Below are 17,207 nucleotides of genomic sequence, written 5' to 3' on the forward strand. Positions count from 1 at the left end.
GATGACCGCTCATGCCCAAACCGCTTCGGCCACCATCCTGCCCCTGGCCGAACCTTTAAAGGCGGTGCGCGACACACGACCGCTGCGCCTCATCACCTGCGGTTCGGTCGACGATGGCAAATCGACGCTGATCGGCCGCCTGCTGTGGGACACCAAGGCGGTGAAGGAAGACCAGGCGGCAACGCTTGCCCGTGACAGCGGCCAACAGAACGATCTCGGTCTGCCGGATTTCGCCCTCTTGCTCGACGGTCTGCAGGCCGAGCGCGAACAGGGCATCACGATCGACGTCGCCTACCGTTATTTCTCCACCGACCGGCGCTCCTTCATCGTCGCCGACACGCCCGGCCACGAGCAATATACCCGCAACATGGCGACAGGCGCCTCGACCGCCGATCTTGCGGTGCTTCTGGCCGATGCCCGCGCCGGCCTGCTCGAACAGACCCGTCGTCACGCGACGATCGCGGCGCTGATGGGCATCCGGCAGTTCGTGCTGGCGGTCAACAAGATCGACCTCGTGAACTACGACAAGGCCGTCTTCGAGAGGATTTCCCACGAGTTTCGCGAATTCGCCCTGTCGCTCGGCGTGCGCCAGATCACCGCGATCCCGATGTCGGCGCTGAAGGGCGAGAACGTCGTCTATTCGGCCGAAGCTGCGATGCCCTGGTACGACGGGCCGACCTTGATCGAGACGCTGGAGCTCGCAACGGTGCGATCCGGGCAAGCCGGCGGCTTCCGCCTGCCGGTGCAGCGCGTTTCCCGCCCCGGCGAAGGCTTTCGAGGCTATCAGGGCACGGTTGCCGGCGGCTCCATCAAGCCGGGCGACAGCGTCACGATCCTGCCCTCAGGCACGGTCGCCAATGTCAAGCAGATCGTCACCTTCGATCTGGTGCGTAACGCGGCGGTCGCCGGCGACGCGATCACGCTGGTCCTCGACCGGCAGGTGGATGTGTCCCGCGGCGACATGATCGTCTCGATCGACAGCCAACCGATGACCGGCCACCATTTTGACGCCCAGCTCGTCTCGTTGCAGCCGGGCGGTATCGAACCGGGAAAACGCTATTGGCTGAAGAGCGGTTCGCGCCGCCAGCGCGCCACGGTCGAGCCCTTGTCGCAGCTCGAGCTTGCGACAGGCAAGTGGCTGCCGCATGCCTCAACGCTCTCGATGAACGCCATCGGCAAGGTGCGCCTTTCGTTCGAAGAGCTGGCGGTTTTCGACCCTTACGAACAGAACCGCTCGACCGGCGCCTTCATCCTGATCGATCCCGATACGCTGAACACCGTGGCAGGCGGGATGATCACCGCCAAGCGCGGCGATGTCGGCGGCATCCATCGCAGCCAAGGGGGAGAAGGCCAGCGCGTGGTTCTCTCGCTGCCGGCAGATCTTGCCGAACAGATCATGGCAAGCGAGCTTTTCGCAAACCGCCGCGACGAAGCGGAAATCAGGCGCATGACGGCCAAGCAGGCCGCGGAGATATTCTCGAACGCCGCAAGCGACATCTGAACGCTGGTGATGGTGATAGGAAAGGGGCCGTTTGGCCCCTTCTTTGTCAGTTAGCCGTGGCCGTCTCGCCGGTCCCCTCCTCGGTCCTGCCGGAAAAGAAGTTCGCAAGCAGGGCGCCGGAAATATTGTGCCAGACGCTGAAGATCGCGCTCGGCACGGCGGCCGCCGGCGAAAAATAGGCGGTGGCGAGCGCCGCGCCCAACCCGCTGTTCTGCATGCCGACTTCGATCGCGATCGCCTTGCGCTTGGCAAGCGAAAGCCCGCTTGCCCTGGCGGCGAAGAAACCGAGAAGATAACCGAGCCCGTTATGGAGCACGACGATGGCGAAGATCAGCAGGCCGGACTGGGCGATCGCGCCCTTGCTGGCGGCGACCACCGCCGAGACGATCAGCACGATGCCGATGACGCTGACGAGCGGCAGGGCCGGCACGGCAGCCTTCACGGCACCGGGCAGAAGCTTCTGCAATGCAAAGCCGAGAGCCAGCGGCACCAGGACGACCTTGACGATGCTGATGAACATCGCCCAGGCATCGACCGGCAGATACTGGCTGGCGAACAGCCAGACGAGGAAGGGCGTGACGATCGGCGCGGCGAGCGTCGTGACACTGGTGCACGCGACTGAAAGTGCGACATCGCCCTTGCTCAGATAGGTCATCACGTTGGACGACGTCCCACCGGGGCAGCAGCCGACCAGGATGACGCCTGCCGCGACCTCGGGCGACAAAGGAATGATCCTCGTCAGCAGCACAGCAAGCAGCGGCATGATCAGGAACTGGGAAACGACGCCGATGCCGACATCGAAGGGGCGCTTGCCCACTTCCCTGAAGTCGTCGACGGAAAGGGTCAGCCCCATCCCGAACATGATGATGCCGAGCAGCGTGACAATATAGGGACCGATCTGCCTGAACAGATCGGGCAGCAGATAGCCGAGCACTGCGAAACCGATGACCCACAGGGCGAAGGTCTTGCCGACAAAGGCAGAGAGCGTTGCGAGCGTTTTCAACATGGCCTCCTTCAAACGAAGGGGGCGCAATACGCCGACTGTCGAAGGCGTCAAGGCCAGCGAAGGGCAAAAGTGTCCATTTCCATGGCGGGATTCACGCTTCTCGACCATGATTGACCGCTTCTGACGGGAAGAGACCCGTCAGAGAGGCTCCAGGCCCGGCCGCCACCGATCAAACCGACGCAGGCCGGAAGCCGAAGGCGTGCCTTTGCCTTCCTAATCCGGCATGTTCACTTCCACGTCCAGGAAGGGCGCGTATTGTTGCGCACCGAAGATGTCCGCATCGCCGGGGCTGCCGCTCGGCCGGAGCCGAAGGATGGTGAACTTGATGGCGCAGGCGGGATCGTATTCGACGAAATCGGTCAATCGAGCCGTATCGGCGTTCAGGATGCGGCAGACGGATTGGCGCGTCAGCACCCCCGAACGCTTTACCTTTTCGTAGGTGTCTCGCTCCCGGAAGATGATGTCGAAGGTGATCTTGTCGGTTCCGGCATTCTTGCTGCGGATGGTCTTGGCGAGATCGGAGAGTTTTTTCACGCTCATGATTGGTTCTTTCCCGGCTTTTCAGCCGACGATCGCAGTATGGGTAGGGAAAAGTTCGAGCGGATCGCTGACGGCCATCGTGTGGTTGATCGTCCAGCGATAGGCCGGGCTTGCCGGCATCACCTCGTCCAGCACGAAGGAAACACCGCCGGCCGTGCCTTTGACATCCGGCAGCCGCGCATAGAAAAGCTGGCGCGTGCCGGTGATCGTGACTTCCTCAGCCATTTCCTTGGTCGGCGCCACGCCCTGCACGACGATCAGGAGCTCATGGCCGGGCTTGTCCTTCAGCGGCTCCAGATCGCCCATGATGCCATTGCGCCCGAAGACGTTGTAATGCAGTTCCCAGCCCTCGTCACCGAAGCGCTCGCGGACCTGGGTGCGCGCCCATTCGATCACCTCGTCCACATGGGCGATGGTGTAGGGGTCACGGATACCGGCCATGCCGACAAACCGCTCGCCGATCTTGCCCGAGCCTTCCAGCTTGACACGGAACTCCTCGGCCGGAACGAAACGCATTCCGGTGACGCGGGTGGTCTTTTCGGAAACCTGCTCATAGACGCAATCGGCCATGTCGAGCATGCCGCCCGCCACGAATTCATGGAACGGATTGGAGCGCTCGTACATCGCATGGCCGGCAACCGAGGCGATGGTGCAGCGCTGGGCAGGCGACATGGCCGTCACTTCCACCCAATCCTTCGTCACCTCCCCGAGCACCGTTTCCTTCGCTCCATAAGGTTCGGCGCAGAAGGAGGCGCATTCCAGCACCTTGCCGAGATAATAGGACTGCGCTTCCGGAAAACCGCGTGCCAGTGCCGCGCCGGCGAAGACGGCGCTGTCGGAAGACCGCCCGCCGATGATGACGTCGCAGCCCTGATCCAGAAGCGCGCGGAACGGATGCACGCCCGCCATGGCGACGATACGGGACGTGGCGTCCAACTCCTCTTCCGTCAGCGCCTGCCGGGCATCGAGCCCCTGGATGGTCGAGCCGGAGCGGATCTTCTCGCGCACCAGTTCCTTGTCCACCTCGGAATAGAACCAGCCGAGCTTGAACGGCGGCAGTTTGTGGCGGGCGGCAATCTCGCGGATCATCTCCACATACATGTCGACGCGGCTGTTCGTGCCGGTATCGCCCGACGAGCCGATGATCATCGGCACGCCGATGCGGCGGGACGCGAGCAGCATCTCTTCGAGATCGTGCTCCTGCCAGGCTTTCGGACTGGCACAGATGTCATTGCCGAGCGGCACGGGACCGATATCGTCGCTGCCGGAATCGGCGGCTATGAAATCCGGCCCGGCCTCGACGCCGATGTGGAAGCTCCCGGGCTTCAGGGGCGCAAACCCCAGATGACCGTTCGGGCAGATGATCTTCAGCGACTGCATGCATGTAACTCCCGCAGCAATGATTGTCATGGCAGCGGTTATGCATGGCTCGTGCCAACCTGGTTTCGGGCTGGCAAACGGTTGTTTTTAAAGGAATTCCAGCATCTTTCGCATCATCGTGCATGGCCTCGCGCGAATTTCACGCCGCATGCAGGAAAATCGCGCATCAAGCGCCGGCCAGCCCCAGCTTGATCATCTGATGACGCAGAGCATGACGGCTGAGCTTCAAAGCGGCGGCGGCCTGCTGGACATTGCCGCCTGCGGCTGAAAGCGCCTGCTGTACGAGCTGTTTCTGGAAGGCGGCGCTTGCGTTGTGAAAGCCAAGGCCGGCGAAATCCTGTACGCCCGCAACAGATGGTATCGCGGGAAGCACAGTGGCGGAATGGGCGCGGGCGGTGCGCAGGATACGATCCGGCAGGTGGCGCGGCAGGATCATGTCCTCCTCTTCCAGGATGAAGATGCGCTCGATCAGGTTTTCGAGTTCGCGCACGTTGCCGGGCCAGGGATAGGAGAGGAAAATCCGCGCCGCCTCGTCGCTCACGCCGCGGATCGACCGGCCGTATTGCTCGTTGAACTTGTCGATGAAATGCCGGGCGAGGATCAGCACGTCCTCGCCACGTTCGCGCAGGGAGGGAATGTTGAGCGCGATCACCTGCAGCCGGTAATAGAGGTCCTCGCGGAAGCGGCCGGAATTGACCTCCGACAGCAGGATCTTGTTGGTCGCCGCAATGAAGCGCACGTCGACCGCTGTCGTCTTCACGGCACCGACGCGGCGGAAATTCTGGGTGTCGAGCAGGCTTAACAGCTTTGCCTGCAAAACGAGATCCAGTTCGCGGATTTCGTCGAGGAAAATCGTGCCGTGATTGGCGGCTTCCACCAGCCCCGTCTTCTTCTCCGTCGCACCGGTGAAGGCGCCCCGCTCATGGCCGAACAGCTCCGATTCCATCAGGCTCGACGGAATGGCGGCGCAATTGAGATCGACGAATTCCTTTGTCGCGCGGGCCGATTGCTGGTGCAGCATGCGCGCCACGAGCCCCTTGCCGGTGCCGGTCTCACCGTAGATCAGCACGGTGCGGGTCGGACTTGCGGCGACACGGGTCACGAGCTTGCGCAGCGCGTGAATGCTTTCGTGCGCGCCGATAATCTCGCCCTCGTAACGCGCCATGCGCGGCTCCTGATCCAGCTTGCGGGCCATCCTGCCACCTCAGCCGGTCAGATCGTAGACCCGCCACCGGCCTTCGCAGGGATTGCCCTCCAGAAAGTACAGCTGGAGCATATTACAGGCAAAGATCGCGGAGGAAATGGTGCGGGCTGCGTCCTTTTCGCCGTGCTGGCACAGCGGTCCGCAATGCGGCCCGTCCGGGGCATGGGTTGCCATCAGTCGCGCGGCACGGGGTACGGTCCAGTCGCCCACCGGCACCTCTCTCGAAAGGTAGGCGAAACGGTCGAAGGAATTGGCGTCGATGCGGTCGCCGTCATCGGTGAAATTGAAGGAGGAGAGTTCCGGCGAGACGAAATGGTTGGTGCGCCAGACGCGGCGCCCCTCCTCGACACCCAGAAGGTCCGTGCCGAACTCCACCGAGGCCACGTGTCCGTACCGGTCGGCGAGCGTGACCGAACCACCGCCGGCATGCCGTCTCGCCCGCAGGAACGCGATGGCCTCCGGCACCGAGCGACAGGTGGCGAGGATGCGCGTCATTGCAAAGTAACGGAGCCAGCCGACGCCATGGCGGCGGCTGCCGATATGGGTATCGACCAATGCAAGGCCGGCGGCATTGATGCCGCTCGAATAGGCGCCGGGGCTGCCTGCGCTGCCGACGCAGAGCATCCTGCCGGTCTCGATGTCCGGCCCCTCATGCAGGAAGACGCGCTGGATGCCGACATGGATGCCGGAAAAGTCACGGTTCTTGACGACAAGCGGGCCTTCCGGCCCCTCGCCAATCGCGAAGGTGGAGCAGCCGTCTGCATCGAGCCCCGCCCCCTTGCTCAGATCCCTGAGAAGGCTGAGATGCTGATGGATGAAAAGCTCGTCCTCCGGCAGGTCGAAGCCTTCGGCGATACCCGCAAGTTCCGCCATCGTGTGGGGATCGCTTTCCAGAAGGAAAGCGCGCTGGCGGTGCAGAAATTCCAGCGCCGCTGCATCGAGCACGCCTTCGGCTCTCGCCTGCTCCACGCGGCCGATCGTGGCGGCGAAAACGGTCTCGTGCGCGACCCCGGCGGCAGCCTGCGCCAGGCCGCGCTCGAAGGCGGTGCCGGTGAGGCGGACGGGAAAAGCAGGTTCGACAACAAAGGCGGTCATGAGGTCATCATCATCCTTGCACAAGCTCTTCGGCGAAATGGCAGGCGGCGGTGTGGCCTTCGCCGACCGTGCGGACGACAGGCACGTCCGTCCGGCAACGCTCCACCGCCAGCGGACAGCGGGTATGGAACTTGCAGCCGGGCGGCGGCGCCTGCGGAGAAGGCAGATCGCCGGTAAGCTTCACCCGCTTGCGCAAGCCCGGAGAATCCCCGTCCGGCACTGCCGACAGCAGGCTTTGCGTATAGGGATGGCGCGGCGATTGCAGCACCCGCTCCACCGGTCCCATCTCGACGATCTCGCCGAGATACATCACCGCCACACGATCGGAGAGATAGCCGATCACCGAAATATCGTGCGAGACGAAGAGATAGGTGAGGCCGAGTTCGCGTTTCAGCTCTATGAGAAGCTTGATGATCTGCGCCTGGATCGATACGTCGAGCGCCGAGACCGGCTCGTCGCAGACGATGAAGCGCGGGTTGCTGATCAGAGCGCGGGCAATGCCGATGCGCTGGCGCTGTCCGCCCGAGAACTGGTGTGGATAGCGGTCGAGATGGGCCGCCTTCAGACCGACGCGCTCCATGATCGCCGCCACCTTGTCGCGCGCCTCCCTGCCGCTCTTCGCCAGGTTATGCAGTTTCAGCGGCAGGCCGACGATTTCCGCCACCGTGCGGCGCGGATTGAGCGAGGCATAGGGGTCCTGAAAGATGATCTGCATATCGCGGCGCATGGCCTTGAGTTCTGCCGGGGAAAGCGCCGTCACGTCTGCGCCGTCGAAGGTGACGCGTCCCGCCGTCGGTTCGTGCAGGCGCAGGACGGCACGCCCGAGCGTGGACTTGCCACAGCCGCTTTCGCCGATCAGCCCCAGCGTTTCGCCGCGGGCGACCGTGAAACTGACGCCATTGAGCGCCCGGATGCTGATCGCCGGCCGCCCGGCCAGGCGGTCCATGAGGCTCCGACGCCCGCCGTAATGCTTGACGAGGCTTTCGACCCTGATGAGTGGTTCCGACACGGTCATGGCCTTGTCTCCTCTTCGAGCCGGATGCAGCGGGCGCGGCGGGCAGCGCCGATTTCGCGCATGGCGATCGGCTGAAGGCAGGCATCGATGCGCTCGCGGCAGCGCGAATAGAACCGGCATTGCGGCGGCAGGCCGATCAGGTCCGGCACCTGCCCCTCGATCGGCTCGATCGGCTGGCCGCGTAGCGAAAGCCGCGGGATCGAACGCAGCAGCCCCTTGGTATAGGGATGGCGCGGATCGCCGATCACCGCGGCGGTCGGCCCTTCCTCGACCACCTGGCCGGCATAGAGCACCATCATCCGGTCGCAATATTCCGAAACGACGCCGAGATCGTGGGTGATCAGCACCACGCTCATGCCAAGCCTTGTGCGAATATCCGCGATCAGTTCCAGCACCTGCGCCTGGATGGTGACGTCGAGCGCCGTCGTCGGCTCGTCGGCGATCAGGAGCTTGGGCCGGCAGGCGAGCGCAATCGCGATCATGATGCGCTGACGCATGCCGCCGGAGAACTCGTGCGGGTAATATCTGAGCCTCTCATCGGCGGAGGGAATGCCGACCAGGGTTAGCATTTCCACCGCCTTTTTCCGTGCAGCTTCGGTTCTCGCGCGTCCACCGGAAGGCAAAGTCTCGTCATGCGCATAGAGCACTTCGAGGATCTGCTCGCCGACCGTCAGTGCCGGATTGAGGGCGGTCAGCGCGTCCTGCATGGTCATCGCGATATGGCGTCCGCGGATGCGGCGCAGTTCCTTCTGCGAAAGCGCGCGAAGATCGCGCCCCTCGAAGCGGATCGCACCCTCTTCGATGCGGCCGGGACTTCTCACCAGGCCCATGACTGAAGCAAAGGTGACGCTTTTGCCGGAGCCGGATTCGCCGACCACGCCGAGACATTCGCCGGGGCGGACGTCGAGATCGACGCCATCGACGGCACGCACCTCTCCGGCGCGCGTATCGAACACGGTGCGCAGGCCGCGCACTTCGAGAAGATTGCCCATCGCGCCGGTCATTCGTGGAACCTCGGATCGAAGGCGTCGCGCAGGCCCTGGCTCGCGACGTTGATGACCAGCACCAGCGTCAGGATGGCGAGCCCCGGAAAGGTGCTGACCCACCAGGCTTCGAGGATGAAGGCGCGCCCGTCGGCCACCATCGAGCCCCAGGAGGCGGTGGGCGGCTGCACGCCGAGACCGAGGAAGGAGAGGCTCGCTTCGAGAATGATGACGTCCGCCATGCGGATGGTGGCGACGACCAGAACGGAGGAAAGCACATTCGGCATGATCTCGCGGATCATGATATGGAAGCGCGAGGCGCCGAGCGCACGCGCGGCCTCGACATATTCCAATTCTCGCACGGCGAGCGTCTCGCCGCGCACCACGCGGGCCGGGATCACCCATTCCTTGTAGACCAGCGCCAGGATGATGTTGACCAGACCCGGCCCCATCATCGCCATCAGGCCGATGGCGAAGATGAGATAGGGAAAGCCGAGCAGGATGTCGATCAGCCGCGAGATCAGCGTATCCACCCAGCCGCGCAGATATCCGGCGGCAAGCCCGGCGAGAATGCCGATGACGGTGGCGACGGCAACGACCACCGTGCCGATGAAGATCGATATGCGGGCGCCGTAGATGATGCGCGAGAAGATATCGCGGCCAAGCGCGTCGCATCCAAGCAGATAGGCCCATTCGCCGCCCGGCATCCAGGCGGGCGGCTGGAGGCGACGGAACAGGTCCGTCTCGTTCGGATCCTGCGGCGCGATCCAGGGCGCGAAGACGGCCATGACGACGAAGCCGAGCAGGATGACGGCGCTTGCCACGGCCAGGCGGTTTTCCGCGAAGGTGGCGAGGTTGCGCCGGAAAAGCGAGGCGGCGGGCGAAGCCGTCGCCGGATCGGATACGGCGCTCATAGTTTCACTCTCGGATTGAGGACCGTGTAGAGAATGTCGGCCACGAAATTCATCAGCACGTAGGTGACGGCGTAGAGAAGCACGGCCGCCTGCACGAGCGGGTAGTTGCGCACGAAGATGCTCTCCACCACCAGGCGCCCGAGGCCTGGCCAGCCGAATACGGTCTCGACGATCATGTTGCCGCCGAGCAGCGAGCCGGTTTCGATCGCCGCGACCGAAACGGTCGGGATGAGCGCGTTCTTCAGTGCATGTCGGAAGAGGATGCGCCTGCGGCTAATGCCCTTGGCCTCGGCGAAGGCGACGTAGTCCTGCCGCATTACCTCCAGCATGGCGGTGCGTGTGACGCGCGTCAGAATCGCTGTCATCGGCAGGCCGAGCGTGATCGCCGGCAGCAGGATATGCTTCACCGCGTCGAGGAAGGCGGAGAAGCGGCCTTGGAGCAAGGTATCGATCAGCAGGAAGCCGGTGACGGACGGCACCTCGCTTTCGAAACCGATGCGTCCCGAAACCGGCAGCAGCCTCAGATGCACGGCAAACAGCATCAGAAGCAGGATGCCGAACCAGAACCCCGGCAGCGACACGCCGAACAGCGAGCCGACGGTAGCGATGCGGTCAATGATCGTATTCTTATGGATGGCGGCCGCCACACCGAGCGGAATTGCGGTGGCGAGCGCGATCAGCATCGCCACGAGGCTCAGTTCGATGGTCGCCGGCAGGCGCTCGGAAATCACCTCGCTGACCGGGCGCCGATGAAAATAGCTGGTGCCGAAATCCCCCTGGACGGCATTGCCGAGAAAATTCAGGAACCGCTCCGGCAAAGGCCGATCCAGGCCGAGATCGCTGCGCAACAGCGCTTCCTGCTCGGCCGTCATGTTCTGGTCGCCGATCATGATCTCCACCGGATCGCCCGGTGTGAGCGCCAGCATCAGAAAGACGATGAGGCTCACACCGAGAAGAACGGGGATCAATTGCAGCAGACGTTCGAGAAACCTACCCACGTCCTGCCCTGTCCCGCTTATTCAACGCAGGCGTCGTGAAGGTTGATGCGGCTGTCGGCGCTCGGCTTCCAGCCCTTCACGCGCTTCGAAACCCCATAGATATCCTGGGGCACCCAGAGATAGACATAGGGAAGGTCAGCATTGATGATCGCTTCGGCCTTGTTGTAAAGCCCGGCCCGCTTTGCCGTATCGAGTTCGCTGGAGGCCTGGTCGAGCAGCTTGTCCAGTTCGGGATTGGCGTAATGAGCGGAATTGCCGCGATCGCCGCTGCGATGGGTGGGCAGGAAGATATCGTAGGGATCGAGCGAGCCGTTGCCCCAGGAGGTGAAATACATGTCTCCCTTGGGGTTTTCGTCCTTCGGGTCCCACTTGGCTTTCAGAATGGCCGACTCGCTGACTTCCACCTTGGCGCGGATGCCGCTCTTCGCGAGCACGGAGGCGATTGCCTGGACCGTATCCTTATAGGCACCCTCCGTGTCGATCACCACATCGATGCCGTCGGGATAACCCGCCGCGGCAAGCAGGGCCTTGGCTTTCTGCGGATCATAGTCGTGAGACGGCAGCTTCGAAGCCCCGAAGGCGGCCGGGCTCAGGATACCGTCGATGGACACGGCGTTGCCGCCGAGGATGCGGTCGATGATCAGCTTCTTGTCGAGCGCGTAGGCAACCGCCTGACGCATTTTAATGTCACCAAAGACCTTGCCCTTGTTGTTGAGCGCGATGAAGAAGCTGCGCGTGCCGTTGACGGTCATCACCTCGGTATCGGGATTGTTCTTCACCTGCGCGATAGAGAAAGGCGGCAGCTCGTTGATGATGTCGACATCGCCGGAGAGAAGCGCCGCGACGCGAGAGGCGGTTTCCGGAATGACCTTGAAGATCACGCGGTCGACACAGGCCTTGCCGGCAGGCGGGATGTCCGACGCGCCGCCATAGTAGCCGTCGAAGCGCTCCATGATGATGGAATCGCCCTTGCGCCATTCGGTGAGCTTGAACGGACCGTTGCCGTTTACCTGGGTCGCCAGGCCGGCCGTGCCGACCTTTTCCACGAAGGCCTTGGAGACGATTTCCTGCACCGGCAACATGGCCGGCAGGATCGGCCAGGGCTCGCTCAGGGTGACGATCACCTTGTTGCCCTCGACCGCCGTCGACTTCAGCGGCCCGAGCAGGCTCTTACGCGGACTTGTCTGCCCGTCGCCCATGGCGCCTTCCACCGTCAGCCGGTCGAGCGTGAACTTGACATCCTCCGCCGTCAGGTCCGAACCGTCGTGAAACTTGATGCCCTTGCGGATGACGAACTCGAAGGTGGTCGGCGAGGTCTGCGTGAAGGATTCGGCGATCTCCGGGACGATCTTCATATCGGCATCGCGGGTGAGGATGCCGTCATAGAGATTGCGGATGATCGTTTCGGTTTCGCGGTTGCGGTGATTGGCCGGGTCGAGCGTGAGAGCATCGGCGGTGAAACCGACACGAATTTCCGAGGCGTCGACCGCCTGCAGAGGCAGGATGACGGCGAGCGCCGAGGCAAAGAGAAGGTTCTTGAAATTCCCCATTATCGTTCTCCTGTTCTTGCCAGAGATCATGCATGAATCCTGCACTTCCTGCTGGTCGAATCTCGTTACGCAAACACCGTGCCAGTCCCTGCAAGCTGGAAAGTCGCGAATTTTATCGAGATAAATCAGGCGCATGCATCGAAAGCGCGGCTGCACGAGCTATAACGTCGCACATCGCGCGTCGATTTCACGCGACACGCGTGAGACTGACGCAGGGCGGGCGTGGCCGGTCAGCGGCGCGTGCGTGCTGCCCGCCGTAAGGACGGCATCCGTCTTCAGCCGGGCTTTGGGGTTTCTGTCGGGAGGTTGCCGTCAAGCATGCCGTCGATCAGATGAAGGCGGCGGTCCATGCGTGCGGCCATATCGAGGTCATGGGTGACGGCCACGACGGTCTTGCCGCGCTCGCGAACAAGCGCCTCGAGGATTGTGAACACCTGCTCCGAGTTCCTGCTGTCCAGGCTTCCGGTCGGTTCGTCGGCCAGAATGAGCGGCGGGTCGTTTGCCAGCGCGCGCGCAACGGCGACACGCTGGCGCTGGCCGCCGGACATCTGGTCGGGGCGTTTGTCGAGATGATCGCCGAGACCGAGCGACCGGAGCAGTTCGCCGGCCCGCTCGCGCATGGCAGGACGGCTCAGTTTCGCAAGCCGGCGCATCGGGATCTCGACATTCTCCCGCGCCGTGAATTCCGGCAGCAGGAAATGGAACTGAAAGACGAAGCCGATCGTCGAAAGGCGGATCGCGGCGCGCTCCGCCTCGTTCATCTCCTCCGTCTCCCGGCCGGCGATGAAGAGCGTTCCTTCCGTCGGCCGGTCGAGCAGGCCCAAGAGATAGAGAAGCGAAGACTTGCCGGAGCCGGAAGGGCCGGTGACGGCAACGAATTCCCGCTCGCCGATCGCAAGCGTGATATTCTTCACGAGCGTCACGGGCACGGTCTCGCGGAGGATGCGCGTCAGGTTCCTCGCCTCGATCAGGTTGCTCATGTAGCCCCCCTGATGATGTCGACGGGATTGACCCGCGCCGCACGCCTTGCCGGAAGATAACCGGCGACCGCCGCCGATCCGAGCGCGAAGGCCGAAGCGATGACATAGTGGAGAACACTCCAGGCGATCGGCAGCCGGGTCATCTCCTGGCCGGTGGCGGCGATCTCGAAACGCACCAGCGACAATCCATAAACGAGCAGAAAGCCGATCAGCCAGCCGCCAACCGAGCCGGCGGCGCCGATGGCAAGGCCTTCGAGCAGGAACAGGCGGCGCATGTCGCCGGCGGGAAAGCCGAGCGATTTCATGATCGCGATATCGCGCGCCTTCTCATGCGTGATGGTGGAGATGATATTGAAGATGCCGAAACCGGCGACCAGCAGGATGGCGCCTACGACCGTGTACATGATGACGTTGCGCACGACGAGCGCCTCGAGGATCGATTCATTCGCCTCCTGCCATGCGACGGCCTTATAGCCGAGCTCGGCCTCCGCCCGTTGCGCCACCAGCGGCGCCCGATTGGGATCATCGAGTTTGATGCGAATCTCGTTGATGGCGTTCGGCCGCTCCGAGAGAATCTGGGCGTTCTTCAAGAGGACATAGGCCTCGCCCTCGTCGCGCGCCGTCGAGCCCGTGTGAAACAGTCCGGCGATCTTGAAGTTTCGCGTGAGCCCCTGGGCAGAGACGACGGTAATGGTGTCGCCGAGACCGGCCCCCAGCCGGTTGGCCATGGTGTCGCCGATGAGGACATTGTTACCGCCCACAGCCAACGCCGAGAAGCTGCCTTGCCTGAAGTCCTCCACGATCGGCGACACGCCGACCTCGACCGTGGGTTCGACGCCGATTACCGAAGCCCCCACTTCCCGGCCGGAATAGCGGATGACCCCCTGCAATTTCAGGCTGGGCGCCAACCGGCCCGGAATCCACGCGCGCAGCCACGAGAGTGCCGCCGTCGGGTTGATGATGCCGCGCCGGTCGTCGCGTGGGCGAAGCCCCGCAATGACGACCACGTCGAAGGCATCCTCCGCGGGCTGGCGGCGGGCAGTGCGCTGCTCGTCGGTGATCTGGACATGCGGCATGGTATCGACAAGCTGCCGGACGAAATCGTCCTGGCCTCCCTGCATCAGGGCCGCCATGGCGATGGAAAAACCGACGCCGATCGCCACGCCGAACGCCGCGACCAGGGTCTGGCGACCGCGCCCGGCAATATGGGTCAGGGCAATTTCGAAGATGAGACGCATCGCCACCTCACCCTGTCTTCGCGTCCGATACCTTCACGCGCGCACCATCGGTCAGGTTGGCCGGATGCGGCGTGATGACAAGGGTCGTCTCGTCGATGCCGGACAGAACCTCGATACCCTGCGGTCCGCGAATACCGGTGCGGATGTCGCGGCCATACGCCCTGTCGCCGTCGACGACGAAGACCCTGCTGTTTTCGACCGCAACGGAGGGCAAAAGGAGCGCATTGCGGGAAACCCTGACGATGGCGTTCACATCCGTCGACATGCCGATCCTGAGCGGCGTGTCGTCCGGCAGGCGAAAGCGGACGCGATAGGTTTTCGTGACAGGGTCTCCCTTCGGGGTAATGCTGTCCACCTCTGCATCGAGCTGCCGTCCCGGAAAGGCATCGGATCTCAGCAGCGCATTCTGCCCGACGACAATCCGGGGGATATCCTCTTCATTGACATCCGCGACCACGATGAGAGGGCTCGGCTCCCCCACCCAGAAGAGTGCCGCGCCGAGTTCGGCGATCTCGCCCACTTCGCCATCCCGTCTCAACACCATGCCGTCGCTCGGCGAACGGAGAATATAGCTGTCCAGCCTCGCCTGCTGTCCGGCGACAAGCGCCTCCAGCTGGACGACCTCGCTACGCGCCCGATCGAGCTCCTGCTGACTGACAACATTCCGTGCCGAAAGCGCCGTGTGGCGGCGGAGCTCCTCTTCCGCAAGCGCCAGCCGCGCGCGAAGCTCGCCGAGCGCCGCCTTCGCCTCGGTATCGTCAAGGCGGGCGAGCTCGTCGCCCTTGGCGACACGCTCGCCTTCGCAATTGCAATGCCAGACGATCCGCTCGCGAATCAGCGGCGTAACCTTGGCCCAGACGCGCGGCTCAACGATGCCGCTTGCATAGACTACTTCGGCGGCATCGCCGCGCGACGGCATTGCAACCAAAACGGCTGCCGGCCTCAGCATATACCAACCAGCCGCAGCGGCCACTGCCGCGACAACCGCGGTCGCAATCACAAGTCTAAAGGCTCGCAAGGTGACCTCCAGCGGTGGCGCCCCTTTTCACAACGCCTCTAGCATCAGACCGACCGTCAGTCTATATAAATGGCATACAGGCGCAACGCTGGATTTTGTCGCATTCGGGACGACAATGTCCGGCCTAACTGGGGAAAAGGATCGTGGTCCGGATCAAAAAACCGCCAGAGGTGCGGTCGAACGAACTGCTGGACTGCGCACAGCGCCTGTTCTTCACGCGTGGCTACGAAAGCACCACCGTCAACGACATCATTCGCGAGGCCGGCGTCTCCAAAGGCGCCTTCTATCACTATTTTCCGTCGAAAGAGGCACTGCTCGAGACACTTGCCGTCCGGCTGTCCCGTGAGAATCTCAAGCAGTTCCAACCGCTCTTCGACAATCCGTCGATCAATGCCATCGGCAGGCTGAATGCGCTCTTCGCGGGTTCGCGGCGCCTGAAGGTCGAACTCGCGCCGCAACTGAGAAAGACGTTCAATGTCCTGTTCAAGCCGGAAAACGTCGTACTTTTCCACCGCATCAACGAGGCGCTGACGGCAGTCGTGCAGCCTTTGCTTGCCGATATCCTGAAGCAGGGCCATGAGGAGGGAAGCCTCGACGCACCGGATCCGCAGGCCTTTGCGCTGATGCTGCTCGAGCTTCGATTGAGTGTCGGCAAGGTCATGCACCAGGCGCTGAAACAGGCCGAAACCGGGGACATCGACGGAGCAGTCACGATGCTGGACGACTGGATGCTGACTTACGGCATCGCCCTCGACCGGATTCTGAAGCTGCCCGAGGGGACCCTGCAGGTGGCAGAACCAGGCTTTGCCCGGGCCTTCCTCACTTCGGAGTGACGCGCTTACCCAAGCAACGAGAGCATCTCTCAAACGAGAACCATCCCCGTAACGGGCTGGAGCCGACTTTTGCGAAATATCAGGTGATCAAGCTGGTCGGAGTGGAGTGATTCGAACACTCGACCCCCACGTCCCGAACGTGGTGCGCTACCAGACTGCGCTACACTCCGTGACCAGCGGCGCCTCTATAGACCAGCATTTTTCATTCCACAAGCGGCAGTCATGAAAAATTTGCGACAGGGACGCGATCCGTCCCTTAGGTGCCCGGAAAGGCCTCTCGAACCAAGGCGTTGCAAAAAAGCGGCGTCGGAGAAATTTGATGCCGATGGCTCTCGGCTATCTCGCGAAACCGGCAAGAAATCTGTTAGGTGCGATCTCGAAAGACATGCCTCCCAGGCACCATAGAAGACAACAGGATTTTTCCAGACCATGAGCCGCCGCGCCATCGCATCGACCGCCGTTTTCGCCCTTGCCCTTTCAGCCTGCACCACCGCCGGCATCGCCAGCAACCCGATCGAGAGCCGATGGGTGGGGCATTCGGCCGGAGAGTTCTTTGCGAAATTCAGCCCGCCGATCAGCGACAGCAACGAAGGCTCCGTGACGGTCTACAACTGGCGCGGCGGCTATAAGCGCATCAAGCAACAGAACGGCCGCACCGCGAGCGTGAGTTGCTCGGCAAAAATTGCCGTTTCCGATAACTACACCATCCGCGACATCACGATCGTTTCCGACCGCCCCGGCGCCAATGGCCCGAGCTATTGCACGGAACTGCTGACGGCGAATTGAGCGAGCAGCGGCGGCGCCTCCAATCATTGACCTTCCAAGAAGACGACGCGGAAACCGCGTCGTTGGAACCGGCGCAGGCCCGGGGCATTGTCGCCGATTGATGTTGTCTCTGGCATCTTCCGGCGAAACAGCTTATTTTCGACACGATAACCGGCCATGAACTTCG

General features: G+C 63.0%; 16 protein-coding genes and 1 tRNA gene. 3 read left to right on the forward strand and 14 right to left on the reverse strand.

All coding sequences use genetic code 11. The features are described 5' to 3' along the window. The first annotated feature begins 1 nt into the window (after position 1). Entirely contained in the window at positions 2 to 1,501 is a 1,500-nt protein-coding gene (gene cysN / locus JL39_RS26665) for a sulfate adenylyltransferase subunit CysN (protein WP_037157934.1), read from the forward strand. A 46-nt stretch (positions 1,502 to 1,547) separates the two neighbouring features. Here the strand turns inward: cysN and JL39_RS26670 are convergent, their stop codons facing one another. From JL39_RS26670 to JL39_RS26730, 13 genes are all read right to left on the reverse strand, one after another. Next, the gene (locus JL39_RS26670) at positions 1,548 to 2,504 is read right to left on the reverse strand and encodes a bile acid:sodium symporter family protein (RefSeq protein WP_037159753.1); all 957 of its coding nucleotides are present in this window, start codon (positions 2,502 to 2,504) and stop codon (positions 1,548 to 1,550) included. Between the two features lie 216 nt (positions 2,505 to 2,720). Further along, positions 2,721 to 3,047, reverse strand: coding sequence for a DUF4387 domain-containing protein (locus tag JL39_RS26675; protein WP_037157937.1), 327 nt, complete (start codon positions 3,045 to 3,047; stop codon positions 2,721 to 2,723). 21 nt (positions 3,048 to 3,068) lie between these two features. Then, positions 3,069 to 4,427 (reverse strand): acyclic terpene utilization AtuA family protein, encoded by a 1,359-nt coding sequence (locus tag JL39_RS26680; protein ID WP_037157939.1) that lies wholly within the window; start codon positions 4,425 to 4,427, stop codon positions 3,069 to 3,071. Between the two features lie 166 nt (positions 4,428 to 4,593). Beyond that, positions 4,594 to 5,622: a sigma 54-interacting transcriptional regulator gene (locus JL39_RS26685; protein ID WP_227702142.1), complete on the reverse strand. Its 1,029-nt coding sequence runs from the start codon at positions 5,620 to 5,622 to the stop codon at positions 4,594 to 4,596. A gap of 9 nt (positions 5,623 to 5,631) precedes the next feature. After that, positions 5,632 to 6,726 carry a C45 family peptidase gene (locus JL39_RS26690; protein WP_152601283.1) on the reverse strand — a complete coding sequence of 365 codons (1,095 nt, stop codon included), beginning with the start codon at positions 6,724 to 6,726 and terminating at the stop codon, positions 5,632 to 5,634. 10 nt (positions 6,727 to 6,736) lie between these two features. After that, complete coding sequence (locus tag JL39_RS26695) at positions 6,737 to 7,735, reverse strand: oligopeptide/dipeptide ABC transporter ATP-binding protein (protein WP_037159759.1); 999 nt, start codon at positions 7,733 to 7,735, stop codon at positions 6,737 to 6,739. Positions 7,736 to 7,737: 2 nt separating this feature from the next. Continuing rightward, positions 7,738 to 8,745 carry an ABC transporter ATP-binding protein gene (locus JL39_RS26700; protein ID WP_081953004.1) on the reverse strand — a complete coding sequence of 336 codons (1,008 nt, stop codon included), beginning with the start codon at positions 8,743 to 8,745 and terminating at the stop codon, positions 7,738 to 7,740. After that, positions 8,742 to 9,638, reverse strand: coding sequence for an ABC transporter permease (locus JL39_RS26705; RefSeq protein WP_037157945.1), 897 nt, complete (start codon positions 9,636 to 9,638; stop codon positions 8,742 to 8,744). The genes JL39_RS26700 and JL39_RS26705 overlap by 4 nt, the downstream gene beginning before the upstream one ends. Continuing rightward, positions 9,635 to 10,636: an ABC transporter permease gene (locus JL39_RS26710; protein WP_037157947.1), complete on the reverse strand. Its 1,002-nt coding sequence runs from the start codon at positions 10,634 to 10,636 to the stop codon at positions 9,635 to 9,637. Before JL39_RS26710 ends, JL39_RS26705 begins: the two co-directional genes overlap by 4 nt. 17 nt (positions 10,637 to 10,653) lie before the next feature. Further along, a complete protein-coding gene (locus JL39_RS26715; RefSeq protein ID WP_037157950.1) occupies positions 10,654 to 12,186 on the reverse strand; it encodes an ABC transporter substrate-binding protein in 1,533 nt (510 codons plus the stop codon). A gap of 275 nt (positions 12,187 to 12,461) precedes the next feature. Beyond that, the gene (locus JL39_RS26720) at positions 12,462 to 13,166 is read right to left on the reverse strand and encodes an ABC transporter ATP-binding protein (protein ID WP_037157953.1); all 705 of its coding nucleotides are present in this window, start codon (positions 13,164 to 13,166) and stop codon (positions 12,462 to 12,464) included. After that, positions 13,163 to 14,404: an ABC transporter permease gene (locus tag JL39_RS26725; RefSeq protein ID WP_037157956.1), complete on the reverse strand. Its 1,242-nt coding sequence runs from the start codon at positions 14,402 to 14,404 to the stop codon at positions 13,163 to 13,165. The genes JL39_RS26720 and JL39_RS26725 overlap by 4 nt, the downstream gene beginning before the upstream one ends. Positions 14,405 to 14,411: 7 nt before the next feature. Continuing rightward, the gene (locus JL39_RS26730; RefSeq protein WP_081953041.1) at positions 14,412 to 15,353 is read right to left on the reverse strand and encodes an efflux RND transporter periplasmic adaptor subunit; all 942 of its coding nucleotides are present in this window, start codon (positions 15,351 to 15,353) and stop codon (positions 14,412 to 14,414) included. Positions 15,354 to 15,565: 212 nt separating this feature from the next. Between JL39_RS26730 and JL39_RS26735 the strand changes: the two genes are divergently transcribed. Continuing rightward, a complete protein-coding gene (locus JL39_RS26735; RefSeq protein WP_037157962.1) occupies positions 15,566 to 16,255 on the forward strand; it encodes a TetR/AcrR family transcriptional regulator in 690 nt (229 codons plus the stop codon). A 93-nt stretch (positions 16,256 to 16,348) separates the two neighbouring features. Here JL39_RS26735 and JL39_RS26740 read toward each other — a convergent pair. Continuing rightward, positions 16,349 to 16,425, reverse strand: a tRNA-Pro gene (locus JL39_RS26740). Between the two features lie 259 nt (positions 16,426 to 16,684). Between JL39_RS26740 and JL39_RS26745 the strand changes: the two genes are divergently transcribed. Beyond that, entirely contained in the window at positions 16,685 to 17,041 is a 357-nt protein-coding gene (locus JL39_RS26745) for a hypothetical protein (protein WP_037157965.1), read from the forward strand. Positions 17,042 to 17,207 lie beyond the last annotated feature (166 nt).

The sequence above is a fragment of the Rhizobium sp. YS-1r genome, from assembly GCF_000757525.1.
In the GTDB taxonomy this organism is placed as follows: Bacteria; Pseudomonadota; Alphaproteobacteria; order Rhizobiales; family Rhizobiaceae; genus Neorhizobium; species Neorhizobium petrolearium.